This is a genomic window from Sphingomonas sp. (genome assembly GCF_035998645.1).
GTDB lineage: Bacteria > Pseudomonadota > Alphaproteobacteria > Sphingomonadales > Sphingomonadaceae > Sphingomonas.
The window spans coordinates 268,020-283,373 of sequence record NZ_DASYHL010000003.1; the positions used below are offsets into that span (position 1 = coordinate 268,020).

General features: G+C 66.9%; 21 protein-coding genes. 5 read left to right on the top strand and 16 right to left on the bottom strand.

From position 1 onward, the window contains the following. Window positions 1-732, top strand: a complete 732-nt coding sequence (locus VGN66_RS05170) for a 3'(2'),5'-bisphosphate nucleotidase CysQ (RefSeq protein WP_327517791.1) — start codon at window positions 1-3, stop codon at window positions 730-732. A gap of 162 nt (window positions 733-894) precedes the next feature. On the opposite strand, the gene VGN66_RS05175 is transcribed toward VGN66_RS05170, so the two are convergent. Further along, entirely contained in the window at window positions 895-1,908 is a 1,014-nt protein-coding gene (locus VGN66_RS05175; protein ID WP_327517792.1) for an NAD-dependent epimerase/dehydratase family protein, read from the bottom strand. A gap of 98 nt (window positions 1,909-2,006) precedes the next feature. Here VGN66_RS05175 and galU point away from each other — a divergent pair, with 98 nt between their 5' ends. After that, window positions 2,007-2,876, top strand: a complete 870-nt coding sequence (gene galU / locus VGN66_RS05180) for a UTP--glucose-1-phosphate uridylyltransferase GalU (protein ID WP_327517793.1) — start codon at window positions 2,007-2,009, stop codon at window positions 2,874-2,876. A gap of 391 nt (window positions 2,877-3,267) precedes the next feature. Here galU and VGN66_RS05185 read toward each other — a convergent pair whose 3' ends face one another. Then, the gene (locus VGN66_RS05185) at window positions 3,268-3,504 is read right to left on the bottom strand and encodes a hypothetical protein (protein ID WP_327517794.1); all 237 of its coding nucleotides are present in this window, start codon (window positions 3,502-3,504) and stop codon (window positions 3,268-3,270) included. A gap of 417 nt (window positions 3,505-3,921) precedes the next feature. Here VGN66_RS05185 and VGN66_RS05190 point away from each other — a divergent pair, with 417 nt between their 5' ends. After that, complete coding sequence (locus VGN66_RS05190; RefSeq protein WP_327517795.1) at window positions 3,922-4,944, top strand: peptidase M48 family protein; 1,023 nt, start codon at window positions 3,922-3,924, stop codon at window positions 4,942-4,944. Here VGN66_RS05190 and VGN66_RS05195 read toward each other — a convergent pair. From VGN66_RS05195 to VGN66_RS05210, 4 genes are all read right to left on the bottom strand, one after another. Beyond that, complete coding sequence (locus tag VGN66_RS05195) at window positions 4,941-5,825, bottom strand: alpha/beta hydrolase (RefSeq protein ID WP_327517796.1); 885 nt, start codon at window positions 5,823-5,825, stop codon at window positions 4,941-4,943. The genes VGN66_RS05190 and VGN66_RS05195 overlap by 4 nt on opposite strands. 116 nt (window positions 5,826-5,941) lie before the next feature. Next, a complete protein-coding gene (locus VGN66_RS05200; protein ID WP_327517797.1) occupies window positions 5,942-6,841 on the bottom strand; it encodes a pirin family protein in 900 nt (299 codons plus the stop codon). Beyond that, complete coding sequence (locus tag VGN66_RS05205; protein ID WP_327517798.1) at window positions 6,841-7,284, bottom strand: NUDIX hydrolase; 444 nt, start codon at window positions 7,282-7,284, stop codon at window positions 6,841-6,843. The genes VGN66_RS05200 and VGN66_RS05205 overlap by 1 nt, the downstream gene beginning before the upstream one ends. Beyond that, window positions 7,281-7,568 (bottom strand): BolA family protein, encoded by a 288-nt coding sequence (locus VGN66_RS05210; protein ID WP_327517799.1) that lies wholly within the window; start codon window positions 7,566-7,568, stop codon window positions 7,281-7,283. The genes VGN66_RS05205 and VGN66_RS05210 overlap by 4 nt, the downstream gene beginning before the upstream one ends. A gap of 36 nt (window positions 7,569-7,604) precedes the next feature. Between VGN66_RS05210 and VGN66_RS05215 the strand changes: the two genes are divergently transcribed. Then, window positions 7,605-8,210: a J domain-containing protein gene (locus tag VGN66_RS05215; RefSeq protein WP_327517800.1), complete on the top strand. Its 606-nt coding sequence runs from the start codon at window positions 7,605-7,607 to the stop codon at window positions 8,208-8,210. Here the strand turns inward: VGN66_RS05215 and VGN66_RS05220 are convergent. The 10 genes from VGN66_RS05220 to VGN66_RS05265 form a co-directional block, all read right to left on the bottom strand. Continuing rightward, window positions 8,207-9,034: a TIGR04222 domain-containing membrane protein gene (locus tag VGN66_RS05220; RefSeq protein WP_327517801.1), complete on the bottom strand. Its 828-nt coding sequence runs from the start codon at window positions 9,032-9,034 to the stop codon at window positions 8,207-8,209. The two genes, VGN66_RS05215 and VGN66_RS05220, sit on opposite strands and share 4 nt — an antisense overlap. A 1-nt stretch (window position 9,035) precedes the next feature. Then, window positions 9,036-9,611: a hypothetical protein gene (locus VGN66_RS05225; protein ID WP_327517802.1), complete on the bottom strand. Its 576-nt coding sequence runs from the start codon at window positions 9,609-9,611 to the stop codon at window positions 9,036-9,038. Window positions 9,612-9,651: 40 nt separating this feature from the next. After that, window positions 9,652-10,320 (bottom strand): dihydrofolate reductase family protein, encoded by a 669-nt coding sequence (locus VGN66_RS05230; RefSeq protein ID WP_327517803.1) that lies wholly within the window; start codon window positions 10,318-10,320, stop codon window positions 9,652-9,654. Between the two features lie 12 nt (window positions 10,321-10,332). Continuing rightward, entirely contained in the window at window positions 10,333-10,995 is a 663-nt protein-coding gene (locus VGN66_RS05235; RefSeq protein ID WP_327517804.1) for a glutathione S-transferase family protein, read from the bottom strand. After that, entirely contained in the window at window positions 10,992-11,783 is a 792-nt protein-coding gene (locus tag VGN66_RS05240; RefSeq protein WP_327517805.1) for a VOC family protein, read from the bottom strand. The genes VGN66_RS05235 and VGN66_RS05240 overlap by 4 nt, the downstream gene beginning before the upstream one ends. A gap of 149 nt (window positions 11,784-11,932) precedes the next feature. Continuing rightward, the gene (locus tag VGN66_RS05245) at window positions 11,933-12,658 is read right to left on the bottom strand and encodes a DUF1428 domain-containing protein (protein WP_327517806.1); all 726 of its coding nucleotides are present in this window, start codon (window positions 12,656-12,658) and stop codon (window positions 11,933-11,935) included. Between the two features lie 11 nt (window positions 12,659-12,669). Further along, complete coding sequence (locus VGN66_RS05250; RefSeq protein WP_327517807.1) at window positions 12,670-13,320, bottom strand: glutathione S-transferase family protein; 651 nt, start codon at window positions 13,318-13,320, stop codon at window positions 12,670-12,672. 20 nt (window positions 13,321-13,340) lie between these two features. Next, window positions 13,341-13,571: a DUF4287 domain-containing protein gene (locus tag VGN66_RS05255; RefSeq protein WP_327517808.1), complete on the bottom strand. Its 231-nt coding sequence runs from the start codon at window positions 13,569-13,571 to the stop codon at window positions 13,341-13,343. Window positions 13,572-13,584: 13 nt separating this feature from the next. Beyond that, window positions 13,585-14,070 (bottom strand): VOC family protein, encoded by a 486-nt coding sequence (locus VGN66_RS05260; protein WP_327517809.1) that lies wholly within the window; start codon window positions 14,068-14,070, stop codon window positions 13,585-13,587. Window positions 14,071-14,093: 23 nt separating this feature from the next. Next, complete coding sequence (locus VGN66_RS05265; protein ID WP_327517810.1) at window positions 14,094-14,537, bottom strand: VOC family protein; 444 nt, start codon at window positions 14,535-14,537, stop codon at window positions 14,094-14,096. A gap of 136 nt (window positions 14,538-14,673) precedes the next feature. Between VGN66_RS05265 and VGN66_RS05270 the strand changes: the two genes are divergently transcribed. After that, window positions 14,674-15,342 carry a helix-turn-helix domain-containing protein gene (locus VGN66_RS05270; RefSeq protein ID WP_327517811.1) on the top strand — a complete coding sequence of 223 codons (669 nt, stop codon included), beginning with the start codon at window positions 14,674-14,676 and terminating at the stop codon, window positions 15,340-15,342. Window positions 15,343-15,354 lie beyond the last annotated feature (12 nt).

Genomic DNA, 15,354 nt, shown 5'->3' on the forward strand with positions numbered 1-15,354 from the left:
ATGGCAGTCGATGATGCGGTGCTGGCCCGTCAGGTCGCGGACGCCGCCGGAGCGCTGCTGCGCGCGATCCAGGACGATGGCGCGGATGGCGCGCGGGGGGATCGTGAGGCCAATACGCTGATCCTCGACCTGCTGCGCGCCGCGCGGCCGGAGGATCCGATCCTGTCGGAGGAATCGGCGGACGATTCGGCGCGGCTCGATTCGCGGCGGGTGTGGATCGTCGATCCGCTCGACGGGACGCGCGAGTTTGGTGAGGGGCGCGACGATTGGGCGGTGCATATCGGTCTGTCGATCGATGGCGTTGCCGCAGTCGGGGCGGTGGCGCTGCCCCGGCGCGGTATCACGCTCTGCACCGCGCAGCCGCCGGAACTGCCGTCGGCGGCAGCAACGCCCCGGATGCTGGTCAGCCGGACCCGGGCAACGCCGCTTTGTACCGAGGTTGCGGCGGCGATCGGGGCCGAACTGGTCGGCATGGGATCGGCCGGAGCCAAGGCGATGGCGGTGGTGCTGGGGGAGGCTGAAATCTACCTCCATTCCGGCGGGCAATATCAATGGGACAATTGCGCCCCCGCCGCAGTCGCCGCCGCCGCAGGTCTGCACGTCTCGCGGATCGACGGGTCGCCGATCCGCTACAACGAAGCCGAGCTGTCGCTGCCAGACCTGCTCATCTGTCGCCGCGAATGGGCGGCACCGGTGCTGGAACTGGTCGCGAAGAGCGGGGTGTGTGGGTGAACTTTCTCCCCTCCCTGGAAGGGAGGGGCAGGGGGTGGGTCTAGCGGCAAGCGAGGCTCGATGCCTCGATTGCCGCTGTTTTGCCGGACGGTCTGTTTGAGTCCTTGCGGCGCGCAGACGCGCGCACCCTCCCCCAACCCCTCCCTTTCAGGGAGGGGAGATTCAGGCCGCGACATGCTCGCGGTACCAGCGGACGAACTCCGCCACGCCCTTCTCCACCGTGGTCGCCGGCACGCGGCCGGTCAGGGCGCGCAGCAATTCCGGTGAGGCTTCGGTGGCGGGGACGTCGCCGGCCTGCATCGGCAGGAAGTTCTTCTTCGCGGTCATCCCCAGCGCCTTTTCCAGGGCGGCGATATAATCCATCAGCGGGGTCGGCGTGCCGCCGCCGATATTGACGACGCGGAACGGAGCGGCGGGCGACAGGCTGTCATGCGCCACCGGCTCCTTGCCGGGCACCGCCGAGACCAGATCGACGATCGAGCGGACGAGATCGTCGACATAGGTGAAGTCGCGCGCCATCTCGCCATTATTGTACACGTCGATCGCCTCGTCGCGCAGCATCGCGTCGGCGAATTTGAACAGCGCCATGTCGGGGCGGCCCCATGGGCCATAGACGGTGAAGAAGCGGAAGAACGTCATCGGGATGCCGAACAGATGGGCATAGCTGTGCCCCATCAGCTCGGTCGCGCCCTTGGTCGCGGCATAGAGGCTCATCGGCGTCTGGGTGCGCTGCATCTCGTCGAACGGCATCGCCGTATTCGCGCCATAGACCGAGCTGGTCGAGGCGGCGAGGAAGTGGCGGACCGGATTGTGCCGCGCCAGCTCCATCAGGTTGAAGGTGCCGACGATGTTGGTGCCGACATAGTCCGCCGGGTGATCGATGCTGTAGCGCACGCCGGCCTGAGCGGCGAGGTGGATCACCGCGTCGGGGGCGAAGTCCCGCCACGCCTGCGTGAGCGCCGCGCCATCCTCGATCGAGATGCGCGCCAGCTCGAAATTGGCATGGTTGGACAGGATTTCGTTGCGGCGTTCCTTGAGCGAAGGGTCGTAATAGGGGGTGAAATTATCGACCCCCAGCACCTTCGCGCCCGACTGGAGCAACAGGCTCGAGGTATGGAAACCGATGAAGCCCGCAGACCCGGTGACGAGGACGCGGCGGTTGGTCAGATCGTTCATCTTTATCCATTCCCTTGCGGTGTGCGGCGCGCGTAACCCAAAGCCCGGCCTTGTTCTACGGCCCTGATAGGCTATTCGCTCCGTCAGGAGATTTGAGAATGACGATCAAGAAGCTGCGCAAGGCCGTGTTTCCCGTCGGCGGACTCGGTACGCGGTTCCTGCCCGCGACCAAGGCGATGCCCAAGGAGATGCTCCCGGTCGTCGACCGCCCGCTGATCCAGTATGCGGTGGACGAGGCGATCGAGGCGGGGATCGAGCAGATGATCTTCGTCACCGGCCGCGGCAAGACCGCGATCGAGGACCATTTCGACATCGCCTATGAGCTGGAAGCGACGATGTCGGCGCGCGGCAAGTCGCTTGAGATTCTCGAGGATACGCGGCTCAAGCCCGGCTCGATCGCCTATGTTCGCCAGCAGGAGCCGATGGGCCTGGGCCATGCCGTGTGGTGCGCGCGCGACATTGTCGGGGATGAGCCGTTCGCGGTGCTCCTCGCCGATGACTTCATGGTCGGGCAGCCGGGCTGCCTCAAGCAGATGGTAGATGCGTATAACAAGGTCGGCGGCAATCTGATCTGCGCGCAGGAGGTGCCCGAATCGCAGACCGACAAATATGGCGTGATCACGCCGGGAACGCGCGACGGCACGCTGACGCAGGTGCACGGGCTGGTCGAAAAGCCCAAGCCCGGCACCGCGCCGTCGAACCTGGCGGTGATCGGCCGCTACATCCTTCAGCCCGAAGTGATGCGCGTGCTGGAGACGCAGGAAGCCGGTGCGGGCGGCGAAATCCAGCTCACCGATGCGATGGCGCGGATGATCGGCGACCAGCCCTTCCATGGCGTGACGTTCCAGGGAACGCGCTACGACTGCGGCGACAAGGCGGGCTATGCGCAGGCCAATCTGGCGCTGGCGCTGGAGCGTGCGGATATTGGCCCGGCGGTTCTGGAATTTGCGCGCGGCCTGATTCGCTGACGGGTCGTAGAGGCGGCCCCGGCGCGCGAAACTGACGAAGTAACGGGCAACGCGCTTGATCCTGTCAGCTTTGCCGTCTGACGAAGCTGACACATAGCGGCATATCCGGGACGCGTCAGGCGATCCCTGTCTGATTCGCACGCCGCTGCGGCGTCCGCGCCGGTTTCCGGCTGCCGCATCGGGCGGGGCGAGGGATGAGGCGATTCGCTGGTGCATCGACCAGTGTATGCGCTCAGGCGGCGCTTGTAGGAAAGCCCTGCGCTCCATCACTGCGATTCGATTCGCGTGATCGGAACAAGTGGCGTGCTGGCGCGACCCGATTCGCCCGAGCGGCAGGCAAAAAAATGGCGGCCCGAAAGCCGCCATTTCAAAACTCGTTTTACAGACCGACTTACGGGCTGGTGGGCTCGTCGTCAGCGCTGGTCGCGGCATAAATGCCGAGGCCAACTGCAACCACCACGAACACGATCAGGAACGGGAAACCACCCGCCTGCTCGTTCGACTCACCAGCCGGGGTCGCAACGCGTGCAGCCTCAGCACTCGAAACCGACGCCTGGGGCGCGGCCAGCGCCGGGGTCGTTGCAAGCGAACAGGCCGCAACGGCCATCATCAACTTCGCCAACCGCATAAATTGCTCCCTCTTATCTTTCACGCAGTGTTGTAGCGCGTGCCTATGCCACAGCCGTAGAATTAGCTCAACAGGTTAAACCACCTAATTCGAGCAACCCCCGGTCGAGGCTAGAACGCCATAGTCATTGTCCAGTTCCCTATCCGTCGAGCGATTTCACGCGCGCCAAATCGGCAACCAAGCAACAGCCACGACGGCCTTTGCATGACGAGGGTTAAGTTTTTGTGGCACCGCAGTCAACTCGTTCGGTCGCGCACGGGGCAGTTTTGGGCGCGATTGTGGCGGCGGGGCAACGGTTTTTCGTGCAGTGCGGCATTCCGAATCGGGACAGGGGCGGATCGGGCGCGAGTCCGGCGGACGTGCGCAGAGCCAGCGCGCTGCTTTTGCCGCGATCCGCGATCGGGCATAAGCCGCAGCATGCGTTGTGTATTCCGCCTGTCCCGGCTGTTCCTGTTCGTCCTGATGGTTGCGCTGGCACCGATCGCTTCGGCGCGCGACGCTGGCGATGCTGCGCTGTTTGAAGGGTTTCGCGCTGCCGACATGCGCCTTGCGACCACCGGATTTCGGCTGAGCACGGCCAATGCGGCGCTGTGCGATCGGGAAGAGCCTGGGCATGGCATCCAGATCCATACGCTCGACCAATATGCCCCGCGCCCGCGCCCGGCGGTGGCGGCGCATTTCGGCTTTGCCGGGGCGGTTGCGGTCGAGGGGGTGGTGGCGGGCGGTCCGGCGGAGCAGGCGGGAGTGCGCGCCGACGATACGATCGTGAAGTTCGGCACGATCGCGGTCGCGCCGCAGGGTGAAGGCGCGCCCTCGACCGACCGGCTAGTTGCGTTGTGGACCGCCGTCGCGGCGCTGCCGCCTGCTGCACCGATTCGGGTCGAGCTGCTTCGCAACGGCACGCCGCTGACGCTGACGATTCGGCCGGTTCCAGCGTGCCGGACGCGGTACGAACTGGCGATCACCGCCGCGCTTGAGGCCAGCGCCAATGGCGACCTGGTGCGGATCAGCTCTGGCTATTATGACCGATTCGACGTCGATCTGGTGGCGGTGGTGATCGCGCATGAGCTGGCGCACAATATCCTGCGCCATCGCGAGCGGCTGAAGGCGGTGGGGGCCGAGTTCGGCTTTCTGTCGGGCTTTGGTCGCAACGCCGATTATTTCCGGCAGGCGGAGTTGCAGGCGGATATCCTCGCCGTCCATCTGCTCGCGCGCGCCGGTTATCCGGCCGATCTCGCCAGCCGGTTCCGTCAGCATCCGGTGGCCAAGGCGCGGTCGGGCATATTCCAGTCGCCTTCGCACCCGCATTGGCGCGATCGGCTGCGCGTGGCTTTGGCCGAGGAGGCGCGAATCGCGGCGGACGGGCCGGGCGCTCCGTTCGTTGCCGAACGCGATTCGCCGCTGACCGGCGACTGGCGACCGCTCGTCCCGAAGGATTAGGCGCCCAGCCACTCCCGAATCGCATCCGTCACCGGCTGCGGTTTCTCCCAAGGCACGAAATGCCCGGCATCGACCTGCACGATCGACAAATCGGGGATCAGCGCATCGAGCCCTTCAAGCTGGACCGGCAGCAGCGCGGTGTCGCGCATCCCCCAGATCACCAGCACCGGCATGCGCAGCGGCGGGAAGGGGGCGTCGAGGAACGCGGGCCGCTCGGGCGTCTCGTCCATCGCGGGCACCACGATCGCGCTGGCGCGGTACCAGTTGAGCATCGCGGTGATCGCGCCCGGCTGGCCCCATTCGTCGAGATAGGCGGCGCGTTCGGACGCGACCAGCGCCGGATCGACATGCTTGGCAAAGCTGGTGTCGAAGAACCGCCCAAGCCCCATCGCCGCGACCTGTTCGTCCAGCGCGGGGTTGCGGAAGGCGCGGATATACTGGCTCGCCGCGCGCTGCTCCATGTCGTCATAGAGCGACTTCTGAAAGACGAACGGGTGGGGCGCGTTGACGATGATCAGCTTGTCGACCCGGTCGGGATGCTGCAGCGCCGCCATCCACGCGATCGCCCCGCCCCAATCATGGCCGACGAGCACGAATCGCTCCTTGCCGAAATGCGTGGCGAGCGCGAGCAGGTCGGCGACCGGCTTGTCCGGGGTGTATTTGTCGACCCCCTCGGGCTTGGACGAACGCGCGAAGCCACGCTGGTCGGGGGCGATGACGAAGTGGGTCTTGGCCAGCTCCGGGATCTGTTGCCGCCAGGTACGGTGCGATTCGGGGAAGCCGTGGAGCAGGATGATTGCCGGCGCGGCGGGGTCGCCCGCGGTGGCGACGTCGAGCTCCACCCCGGTGGGCAGCGCGATTCGCTGAAGTTCAAAGGCCATCGGAAACTCCCCTCCCGCTTGCGGGAGGGGCAGGGGGAGGGCCTGTCCATCTATCCCGCAGCTTTTGAGGAGACATGCCCTCCCCTAACCCCTCCCGCAAGCGGGAGGGGGATTTTTCACGGATAACTCACCGTCTTCGGCACCTCAGGGATCGGAATGAATTCCTTGTCGTCGCCCGGCACCGTGGGGAACAGCCCGGCCTTCCAGTCTTCCTTGGCCTGGTTGATCCGGTCGCGGTCGGACGAGACGAAGTTCCACCAGACATGGCGCGGGGTGCTGAACGCGTCGCCCCCGCACAGCATCACCCGGGCACCTTCGATCGAACTCAGCCGCGCGGCGATGCCCGGGCGCAGCACGTAGAGTGTCTGTGGCTCCAGCTCGACGCCATCCAGCCGCGCCTGTCCCATCGCCAGATAGACTGCGCGCTCCTCCGCCGCCGCGTCGATCGGCACGCATGCCCCCTGGTCGAGCAGGATGTCGGCATAGATGGTCCCGGCATAGGTCGTGGTCGGGGCGCGCTGCCCCCAGAGCGACCCCATGATGATCCGCGCCTTCACGCCGCCGTCCTCGATCATGGGCAGGTCAGCCTTGGCGACATGTTCGAACGCCGGGTCCATCTCCTCGAATCGTTCAGGCAGCGCGAGCCAGGTCTGGATCCCCGACAACTCCGGGCCGGCGGCGCGCTCGGCCGCGGGCGAGCGTTCGGAATGGACGATGCCATTGCCCGCAGTCATCAGATTGACCGCCCCCGGCTCGATCGTCGCGAACGTGCCCAGGCTGTCGCGATGGTCGATCGCGCCAGCGAAGAGGTAGGTGACGGTGGCCAGGTTGATGTGCGGGTGCGGGCGCACGTCGATGCCCGTCCCGACCTCCAGATGCGCCGGCCCCATCTGGTCAAAGAAGATGAACGGCCCGACCATGGTGCGCGGGCGCGAGGGGAGGGTGCGATGCACCTTGAACCCGCCCAGGTCGTGCGTGGTCGGATGGATGGTGTGGATGAACAGGTCGTCGGTCATCAGCGTGTCTCCAGCAGCGCCAGCATCGCGCCCAGATCTTCGGGGAAATAGGGTTCGTCATGGTCGGCGAGTTCGTCGCGGGTGAACCAGCGCCATTCGCGCATCACGCGCTGTTCGAGCGCGGTGTGCGCGCCGCAATCGATCTCGGTCACGTCGGTGACGACGGCGAAATAGCGTTCGTCGGCGCTGACCGGATCACCCTCGATCGTGATGAATTCGGCCTCGCGCCGCGCGACCTCCGGCCCGCAGTCGAGGTCGAGACCGGTTTCCTCGCGCAGCTCGCGCCGGGCGGCCTCAGCATAGCTCTCGCCGGGGTCGAGCGCGCCGCCGGGCGTGCACCAGAAGGGGGGTCGATCGTCGGGCGTGAAGCGGAACAGCAGCACGCGGTCGGCGCGATCGGTCAACAGGATGCGCGCGGCCGGGCGGGGCCGCCGCGTGGTCACGCCTCCTCCGGCGCGCTCGCGCGAATCGCCATCGCGTGGACGCGCTCGATCATCAGGTCGCCGAGCGCGCGGTTGACCAGCCGCTGGCGGTCGAGCCGCGACTTGCCCGCGAACGCCGCGCTTTCGATCACCACGGTGAAGTGCGATTCGCCGCTGCCATCGTCGCCGCTATGGCCGCGGTGCTTGGCGCTGTCGTTGATCACCTCCAGCTTGGAGGGGGCGAGCGCGCCGGTCAGGCGGGCGGCGATTTCGGTGGCAACGGGGCCGGTAGCAGTGTCGGTCATCGCTCCTATATAGGCCGTTTTTGCCCCGGAGTTTAAGTGTCTCGCGAGCCGCGCAAGGATCGTCCCCAAGCCCGCTTCCACGGTCGCGTGGAGGCGCCCGGTCGCCTGTGCGCCGAACCGGGCTGTGCCGAGCCGGGCGAGTTTCGCGCACCCGTGGCGCCGGGGCCGCGCGGCGGCGACGGGCCGGGTGCCTATCGCTTCCTGTGCCTCGAGCATGTCCGCGCGTTCAATTCGGGCTATAATTATTTTTCCGGCATGAGCCCGGAGGAAATCCACGCGGCACAGCGCCCCTATGCCGGGTGGGAAGCCGAATCGCGCGCCTTCACCGCCACCGGCGGCGCCGACCGTCCGCCGCGCTGGGCGGACTTTGCCGATCCGCTCGACGCGATCGGCGCGCGGTTCCGTGCGGCACGCCCGGTCGAGCGCAAGGACGGCAAGCCGCTATCGGGCAAGGACCGGGAGGCGATGAAGGTGCTCGCGCTCGACCTCGACGCCGACCGCATGGCGCTGCGCCGCCGCTATTCCGATCTGGTCCGCCAATATCACCCCGACCGCAACGGCGGCGACCGCAGCCATGAAGGTGCGCTGCAAAAGGTGATCGAGGCGTATCAGCAGCTGAAGAGCTCGCCAGCGTTCGCTTAGCTCCCGCAGCCGCCGCAGCCACCGCCGCCGCCATCACCGCCGCCGTCGCCACTGCCCGAATCGCCGCCGCCGCTTCCCCCGTCGCCGTTCCCGGCGCGCATCTTGTGGAACGCATCGAACTCGGAGCCGACCAGTACTGCAGTGCCGAACAGCGCGACCGCGAGCCCGGTCTCGGCTGGCAGCGGCGCGCGGCGGGCGCGGTCGGCGGTCTTGCGTGCCGTGGCCAGCGCTTCGCTGCCAGCGCAGGTCAGGCGCGCGATCGTCGCCGCGCGGATCAGCGCGAGGACCAGCGTCACCACCAGCAGCGCGATCAGGAACCCGACCGGCCGGTCGCGGTCGACCCCGATCGCCAGCTTGGTCGCGCCGAACATCAGCAGCATCGCATAGGGGAGCAGCGCCCAGTAGCGCAGATTGGCGCGCTCGCTGGGGTCGAGCATCAGCCCGGCGCGTTCCAGATCGGTCTGGATGCGCGCTGCTTCGGGCCGCACCGCACCCTCGATCCGCGCCCAGTCGAGCGGGGCGGTGAGCGCGAGCACGCCGGTTTCGGCGGCGGTTGCGGCGTTGCGCGAGAGGATGTCGAGCTGTCCCTTCTCTCCGACGGCCACCGCCTTGGCCGCGAGCAGCCGCGCGGTCACGGTGTCGGCGAGCCGGGTGCTGCCGCCGGACAGATAGGCGAGCTGTTCGGGATCGGTCACCGCGCGGCGCCGCCCCTCGGGCCGCATCCGGGCGGGGATGATGACCCCGAGCAGGATCACGATTGCCAACAGGGTGATGTAGAGCAGGAGAAAGGGACCACCGGTCCAGTCGAACACACCAATCGGCATGTCACGTCACTCCAAAATAGAGCGCGAGCGCGGTCATCGCCGTCAGCAGGGACGCATAGAGCGTGCCCTGCCAGCGCGGAACGATGAACGCGTCGCGCGGGTGTACCCGCCGCGCGCGGGGATCGTCGTTCAGCCGCCGGGCGGCTGAAGGCCAGATGTCGGAAGGGGGCGAGGCGCCGAACGCGGCCTCGTAGCGGGCGAGCGTTTCGGCATATTGGCGGTAATAGCGGCGATGCTCGTCTGCCCCGCCCGCGGTGGGGCCGTGGTGCAGCGCGCGGCCCAGCACTTCGGGGCAGAAATGCTCCCAATAATCGCGGGTATAGGTGAGGTGCAGGTGCCACGCCTGATCGATTGCATCTGATGGGGTCGCGGGCGCATCGCCGGTCACCGCGAGGAAGGCGAAGCGGCGATATTCCTCGATCACCCGCTCCGCCGTTGCGGCGCTCCATCCATTTTCGCGCGCCAGGCGTGCGGAAAAGGAGAGCGCCGCTTCGGGGGGACCGATTTGGTGACTGGTGATGCGGTGCCAGACCGGGTGGTCGGCGGTGTGGGCTGGGACAGGGTCCGCTGCACGCATCTATTCTCCTACTATCACGGTAGGAGAATCTGTCAAGTCGCTACCAACCCTCACCCGCAGTGATCCGCGCGCGGCGGGCCAGTTCTTCGGCGGTGGGTTCGGGGAATTGGAAATCGGCGATCTCGACCGCGCCCTTCACGTCATAGGTCGCCATCGCGATGCCGTTGCGGGTCAGGCGGTGCTCGACCAGTTCGAGCGCGCGGGGCGGGGTGCCGTCGCCGAACATCCGCTTGCCCGTGCCGAGCACCACCGGCGCGGTCATCGTGACGATGCGGTCGAGCAAGCCGTGCGCGAGAAGCTGCGGGTAGAGTGTCGAACTGCCCTGAATCACCAGATTCGGCCCGTCGCTCTCCCGGAGCGCGGCGAGCGCGTCCATGCCCGCCAGCCGCTCGCTGCCTTCCCACGCCAGCGGCGCATCGCGGCTGGTCAGCACATATTTGCGGATTGTGCGGAACAGGTCGCCGATCTCGTCCCCCTCCGGCGCGAACGGCCAGTGCGCCGCGAAAATCTCATAGGTGCGGCGGCCGAGCAGCAGGTCGAACGGCGGCTTGAACACCGAATCGACCTGATTGCCGATCCCCTCGTCGAACAAAGCCGCGAGCCAGCCGCCCTGATCGAAGCCTCCGGTCCAGTCCTCTTCCGGGCCGCCGGGAGCCTGCATCACCCCGTCGAGGCTGAGGAAGGCGGCGCCGATGATACGTCGTGGCATGTCTGTGGTCCTTTAGTCGCGGTCGGGCGCGCCGAGCGGGAAGAAGTGGCGATAGGGTCGCGCGCCATCGACCGCGCGCGCGACCGAGGGGCGGGCGAGCAGCCGGGCGCGATAGGCGCGCAGATTGGCATGGGCTTCGGGGATCGGGATGATCCAGTCGGCGTAGAACAACGCCGGCGCGGCGGACAAGTCGGCGAGGGTGAACTCCGCCGTCGCCGCCCATGTGCGACCCGCCAGATGCGCATCGAACCAGGCATAGCTGGTGGCCAGTTGCGCCGCGACCTGCTCGTCTGCCAGCGGGTCGCGCTTGTCCGCTGGCCGGATCGCGTTGAACACCAGCCGCGCGGCGGGGTCCATCACCTGCTGGTCGAACAACCGGTCGAGCATCCGCACCTGCAGCGCCGCATCAGGATCGGCGGGGATCAGCCGCGGCGCGCCCGACCGGCGATCGACATGCTCGGCAATGATGCTCGATTCGCCGAGCACGAGATCGCCATCGACCAGCAAAGGAAAGCGCTTGAACGGCCACAGTTCGGCCCAGCGCGCGCTGTTCTCCGGTTCGTCGGGCGACACCATGCGCAGCGTGAAGGGCAAGTCATGTTCGTAGAACGCGATCAGCGCCTTCCAGCAATAGGAGGAAAAGGGGTGGGCGTAGAGGTCGGGGAGGTCGCTCATTTCGGCGCGACCAGTCCGAACACTGCGCCCTGCGGATCGGTCGCGTGAAACACGCGGTCGCCGCCGGGCACCTCCATCGGATCGCTATGCGGCGTGCCGCCCAGTTGCTTGACCCTGGCATGCGCTGCTTCAATGTCGGGCACGCGGAAATAATAGGTCCAGCCGACCGGATGCTCGGCCTGTTCGCGCGGCATCATCGCGCCCCACACGACGTCCATCGCATCGCCCGCATCCTTGCAGCGCAGGAAGCTGTATTCGCCCCATGGCATCGGCATGGCACCGGCCTTTTCCCAGCCGAACACGGTGGAGTAGAAGGTAAAGCCCGCATCGGCATCGCTGGTCTGCAACTCGTTCCAGCTGACATGGCCCTCGCCAAAGCGGGCATAGGCGGTGCTGCTCTCCGGGCTGGAGCCGCGCATCATGTAGAAGACGACGCCCTGCGGGTCCGCCACCATCGCGAACCGCCCGACGCCCGGAATGTCGGTCGGTGGCACATGCACCGACCCGCCCGCCGCCTTGAGCCGTTCCACGCTGGCGTCGACATCATCGACCCCGACATAGCCAAGCCAGCCCGCCTTCGCGCCGCCCGCGATCATGTCCGGGCCGAGCGTCAGCATGCCGCCGACATCGCCGTCTGCCGCATGGAGGATGCGATATTCGGCGCCGCCCGGGGCATAGGAGTCGGCGTCGATGCGCCAGCCGACCACGGCCTCGTAAAAGGCGCGCGATGCCTGCGCGTCGGGGGTCATCAGCTCGTACCAGATCCAGCTGCCGTGCGGGTTGGTCATGTCCTGCGCTCCTTCGATCATGCTCGCAAAAAAACCGTCACCCCGGCCTTGTGCCGGGGTCCACTCAGCCTGTCGCCCTGCGGCAGCGGCTCCAGCGTCGCGCTTGCCTTCCGGTGGACCCCGGCACAGGGCCGGGGTGACAACGGAAATTAGCCCCGCACCGTATCCAGGATCGGCGCGAACCCGCCCCACATCATCCGCTGGCCATCGAACGGCGGCTCGGGTTCGCGATTGCCGTCGTCGGCCATGATCGCGCCCCAGGCGGCATCGCGCGCCGTCTTGTCGGGCCATTCGATCCAGGCATAGACGACGCTCTCGTCGGCCCGCTTGTGCGTCGCGCGGTTATAGTCGGTGACCGTGCCATCGGGGGTGTCATCAGCCCAGGCCTCGACCACGCGCAGCGCGCCATGCGCCTGAAAGATCGGCGCCATCCGTGCCGCGAGTTCGTGATAGGCGTCCCGCTTGGCGGTCGGCACCGGAAGGACATAGCCGTCGATATAGCCCGGCGCGGTGATGGCCGGTCCGGTGTCGACGATCCCCTCGAACCCGGCAAAGATCATGCGGCTGCCGTCGAAGGGCATGTCCTTCATGCCTTCAAGCGCGTTCGGGTCGCTCATCATCTTCTCATTGGCGGCGTCGCGCGTCGCCTTGTCGGGATATTCGAGCCAGCTGAACAACACCGTCTCGTCGTCCTTCAGGCCGACCGACTGTTTGAGGTCGTTGACCTTGCCATCGGGCACATCATCGCCCCAGGCTTCGACGAAGCGCGTCGCGCCCAGCCCCTTGAACAGGTCGATCGCGCTATGGGCGTGCTTGATATACTCCGCCTTGTTGGCGGTGGGGACGGGGGTCAGGAACCCTTCGACATAGGTCATGGCGTCTCTCCTCACGCGGGGGCGTGTTCGGGTTTGAAATCGGCGAGCTGTGCCGCGAGCGCGGCCTTGAAGGCGGGGCGGGCGATAGCGCGCTCGAGATAGGCGCGCAGCACCGGGCGGTCGGTGAGCAGCCCGCTGCCCTCCGCCTGACGCAGCACCGTCGCCATCGCGATGTCGGCGACGCTGAATTGCCCCGCTAGCCACTCGCGCTCGCCCATCGCCGCCGCGAGCCGGTCGAGCTTTTGCCCGATCGCCGCGACCAGCGACGGTTTACGCAGTTCCGCCCAGGGTTCGCCCGCCGCGAAAATCTCGACATTGCCGAGTTCGAACAGCATCGGCTCGACGCTGTTATAGGCGGCGAACAGCCAGCTGATCGCATCGGCGCGCGCTTGCGGATCGCGCGGCAACAGCCGTTCGTCGCGCTCGCCCAGATGCAAAAGGATCGCGCCGCTCTCGAACAGATGGACGCCGCCATCGATCAGCGCGGGAACCTGCCCCCAGGGCTGCTCGGTGAAATAGGCGGCGGGCCGGTTGCGCGGGTCCATCAGCCGCATGTCGTAGGCGAGGCCGATCTCCTCGCACGCCCAGCGCGGGCGCAGGTCGCGGACGAAACCCTTGGCGAAATCGGGCACCCAGTCGAACCCGGTAATCTCGACGGTCATGACATCTCCTTGCGCGCCGGTCAGGCGTCGTCTTCCTTCTTGTGTCCCTTGAGCAGCGCGACCACCGCCATCGCGTGCCCGTGGCCAAGGCCCAGCTCGTCCTTCAGCGTCGCGACGATCGCCATCGGCTTGACGCCGGGTGCGAGCGTGTCGCCCTGCGTCCAGCCGCGTTCGCGGCCCAGTGCGCGCAGGTCCGCCGGGGTCTTGCCGGTCTTTTGCTGGATGGTGTCGAGATAGGCCTGGAACGACATACGCGGTCTCCGGTCAGGTAACGCCAGCGGCGGCGGCTTCGATCGTGGCGATGTCGATCTTTTTCATCGGCATCATCGCCTGCATCGCGCGCTGCGCCGCGGCCTTGTCGGGATTGTCCCACACCAGTTGCATCAGCCGGTCGGGCGTGACCTGCCAGCTGACGCCCCATTTGTCCTTGCACCAGCCGCACTGGCTCTCCGCCCCGCCATCGGCGGTGAGCGCGGCCCATAGCCGGTCGGTCTCGGCCTGATCGGGCGTGTGGATGATGAAGCTCATCGCCTCGCTATGCTGGAACATCGGGCCGCCGTTGAGCAGCAGGTAGCGGTGCCCGGCGAGCTCGATCTCGGCGATGATCACCTCGCCCGCCTTTTGGCTCGGCGTGTCGATCGGCGTGCGTTCGATCCGGATGATGCGGCTGTCGGGGATCAGCGACGTGTAGAACGCCGCCTGTTCCTCGGCGGTGTAGTTGCTCCAGATGCAGGTGGTCATGCGGGTCATCGCATCTCTCCTCAGGCCCGGGCTCAGGCCGGTTCGTGCGCCGGTCCTTCGGGGAAGGCGGCCATCGCGGCCTCCATGTCCATGAACATCGGCTCGAAGAGGTGCCCGTCGGGATCCTCGAAGCTGCGACCGTACATGAAGCCCATATCCTGCAGCGGCCGGACATCAGCCTTGCCGCCCGCCGCGCCCGCCTTTTCCGTAATCGCATCGACTTCCGCGCGGCTGTCGAACGACAGGCACAGCAGCACCTCGCTCACCTGCGCGGAATCAGCGATCGTCTTGTGCGGGATGAAGGTCGCATAGAAATCATGGCCAAGGATCATCAGCGTGATCGTGTCCGACCACATCATCGCGCTCGCCACTTCGTTGCTGAAGCGCGGGTCGCGGGTGAAGCCGATCGCTTCGTAGAAAGCGGTCGACGCCGCCACGTCCTTCACCGGCAGATTTACGAAGATCATTCTTGGCATCGCGCTTCTCCTGACGTGCATTCCGGAAACGCTGCGGTTCCGAATCACCTGCTTGAGTTTGATGCCCCCACGAGTTAGTAAAAGCAACTATGAAGTTAGAAAAAGTGACCAATACCAGCGGCGCGGTGCGATCGGCGTGAAAAAGGAACGGCGGCGTTGGTATGACGATGCCTGCGGTACGGCGATGGCGCTGGAGCTGGTGGGTGAGCGCTGGTCGCTGATGATCGTGCGCGAGCTGATGTTCGGCCCGCGCCGGTTCAGCGAGATCAAGGCGGCACTGCCCGGACTGTCGGCCAATGTGCTGACCCAGCGGCTCGAGGGGCTGGAGGAGTCCGGCATCCTGACGCGCGAAAAGCTGCCCCCGCCGGCGAACGTTCAGGTCTATGCGCTGACCTCCTGGGGCTATGAGGCCGAAAAGCCGATCCAGCTGCTCGGCGCCTGGGCGGTGCGGTCGCCCGAACATGATCCGACGCTGCCCCTGTCGGCGGCGTCGGCGATGATGTCGCTGCGGACGATGCACAATCCGGCGCTCACCGCCGATCTCGATTTCGTGATCGGGTTTCGCATGGGCGACGATGCCTTTGTCGGCCGCTACAATCGCGACGGGATCGACCTGAAGCGCGGCGATCCGAGCGGGGCGGACGTGATCTTCAACGGCCCGCCTACTGCGATTGCGGGTGCAGTTTATGGCGGCGCGCTGGCGGATCTCGAGGTCGCCGGCGTGCTGCGGATCGAGGGCGACCACGCGCTGGCGGAAGCGTTCGTGACGCGCTTTCCGCTGCCGACCAAGTGGACCGAGACCTAGCCGTTCGCTCCG

Coding starts and splice junctions, on each gene's coding strand:
- VGN66_RS05175 (WP_327517792.1), bottom strand. CDS start 1,908: ATGAACGATCTGACCAACCGCCGCGTCCTCGTCACCGGGTCTGCGGGC.
- VGN66_RS05260 (WP_327517809.1), bottom strand. CDS start 14,070: ATGACCCGCATGACCACCTGCATCTGGAGCAACTACACCGCCGAGGAA.
- VGN66_RS05185 (WP_327517794.1), bottom strand. CDS start 3,504: ATGCGGTTGGCGAAGTTGATGATGGCCGTTGCGGCCTGTTCGCTTGCA.
- VGN66_RS05190 (WP_327517795.1), top strand. CDS start 3,922: ATGCGTTGTGTATTCCGCCTGTCCCGGCTGTTCCTGTTCGTCCTGATG.
- VGN66_RS05195 (WP_327517796.1), bottom strand. CDS start 5,825: ATGGCCTTTGAACTTCAGCGAATCGCGCTGCCCACCGGGGTGGAGCTC.
- VGN66_RS05250 (WP_327517807.1), bottom strand. CDS start 13,320: ATGACCGTCGAGATTACCGGGTTCGACTGGGTGCCCGATTTCGCCAAG.
- VGN66_RS05255 (WP_327517808.1), bottom strand. CDS start 13,571: ATGTCGTTCCAGGCCTATCTCGACACCATCCAGCAAAAGACCGGCAAG.
- galU (WP_327517793.1), top strand. CDS start 2,007: ATGACGATCAAGAAGCTGCGCAAGGCCGTGTTTCCCGTCGGCGGACTC.
- VGN66_RS05225 (WP_327517802.1), bottom strand. CDS start 9,611: ATGCGTGCAGCGGACCCTGTCCCAGCCCACACCGCCGACCACCCGGTC.
- VGN66_RS05220 (WP_327517801.1), bottom strand. CDS start 9,034: ATGCCGATTGGTGTGTTCGACTGGACCGGTGGTCCCTTTCTCCTGCTC.
- VGN66_RS05265 (WP_327517810.1), bottom strand. CDS start 14,537: ATGCCAAGAATGATCTTCGTAAATCTGCCGGTGAAGGACGTGGCGGCG.
- VGN66_RS05170 (WP_327517791.1), top strand. CDS start 1: ATGGCAGTCGATGATGCGGTGCTGGCCCGTCAGGTCGCGGACGCCGCC.
- VGN66_RS05200 (WP_327517797.1), bottom strand. CDS start 6,841: ATGACCGACGACCTGTTCATCCACACCATCCATCCGACCACGCACGAC.
- VGN66_RS05210 (WP_327517799.1), bottom strand. CDS start 7,568: ATGACCGACACTGCTACCGGCCCCGTTGCCACCGAAATCGCCGCCCGC.
- VGN66_RS05235 (WP_327517804.1), bottom strand. CDS start 10,995: ATGAGCGACCTCCCCGACCTCTACGCCCACCCCTTTTCCTCCTATTGC.
- VGN66_RS05240 (WP_327517805.1), bottom strand. CDS start 11,783: ATGACCAACCCGCACGGCAGCTGGATCTGGTACGAGCTGATGACCCCC.
- VGN66_RS05230 (WP_327517803.1), bottom strand. CDS start 10,320: ATGCCACGACGTATCATCGGCGCCGCCTTCCTCAGCCTCGACGGGGTG.
- VGN66_RS05245 (WP_327517806.1), bottom strand. CDS start 12,658: ATGACCTATGTCGAAGGGTTCCTGACCCCCGTCCCCACCGCCAACAAG.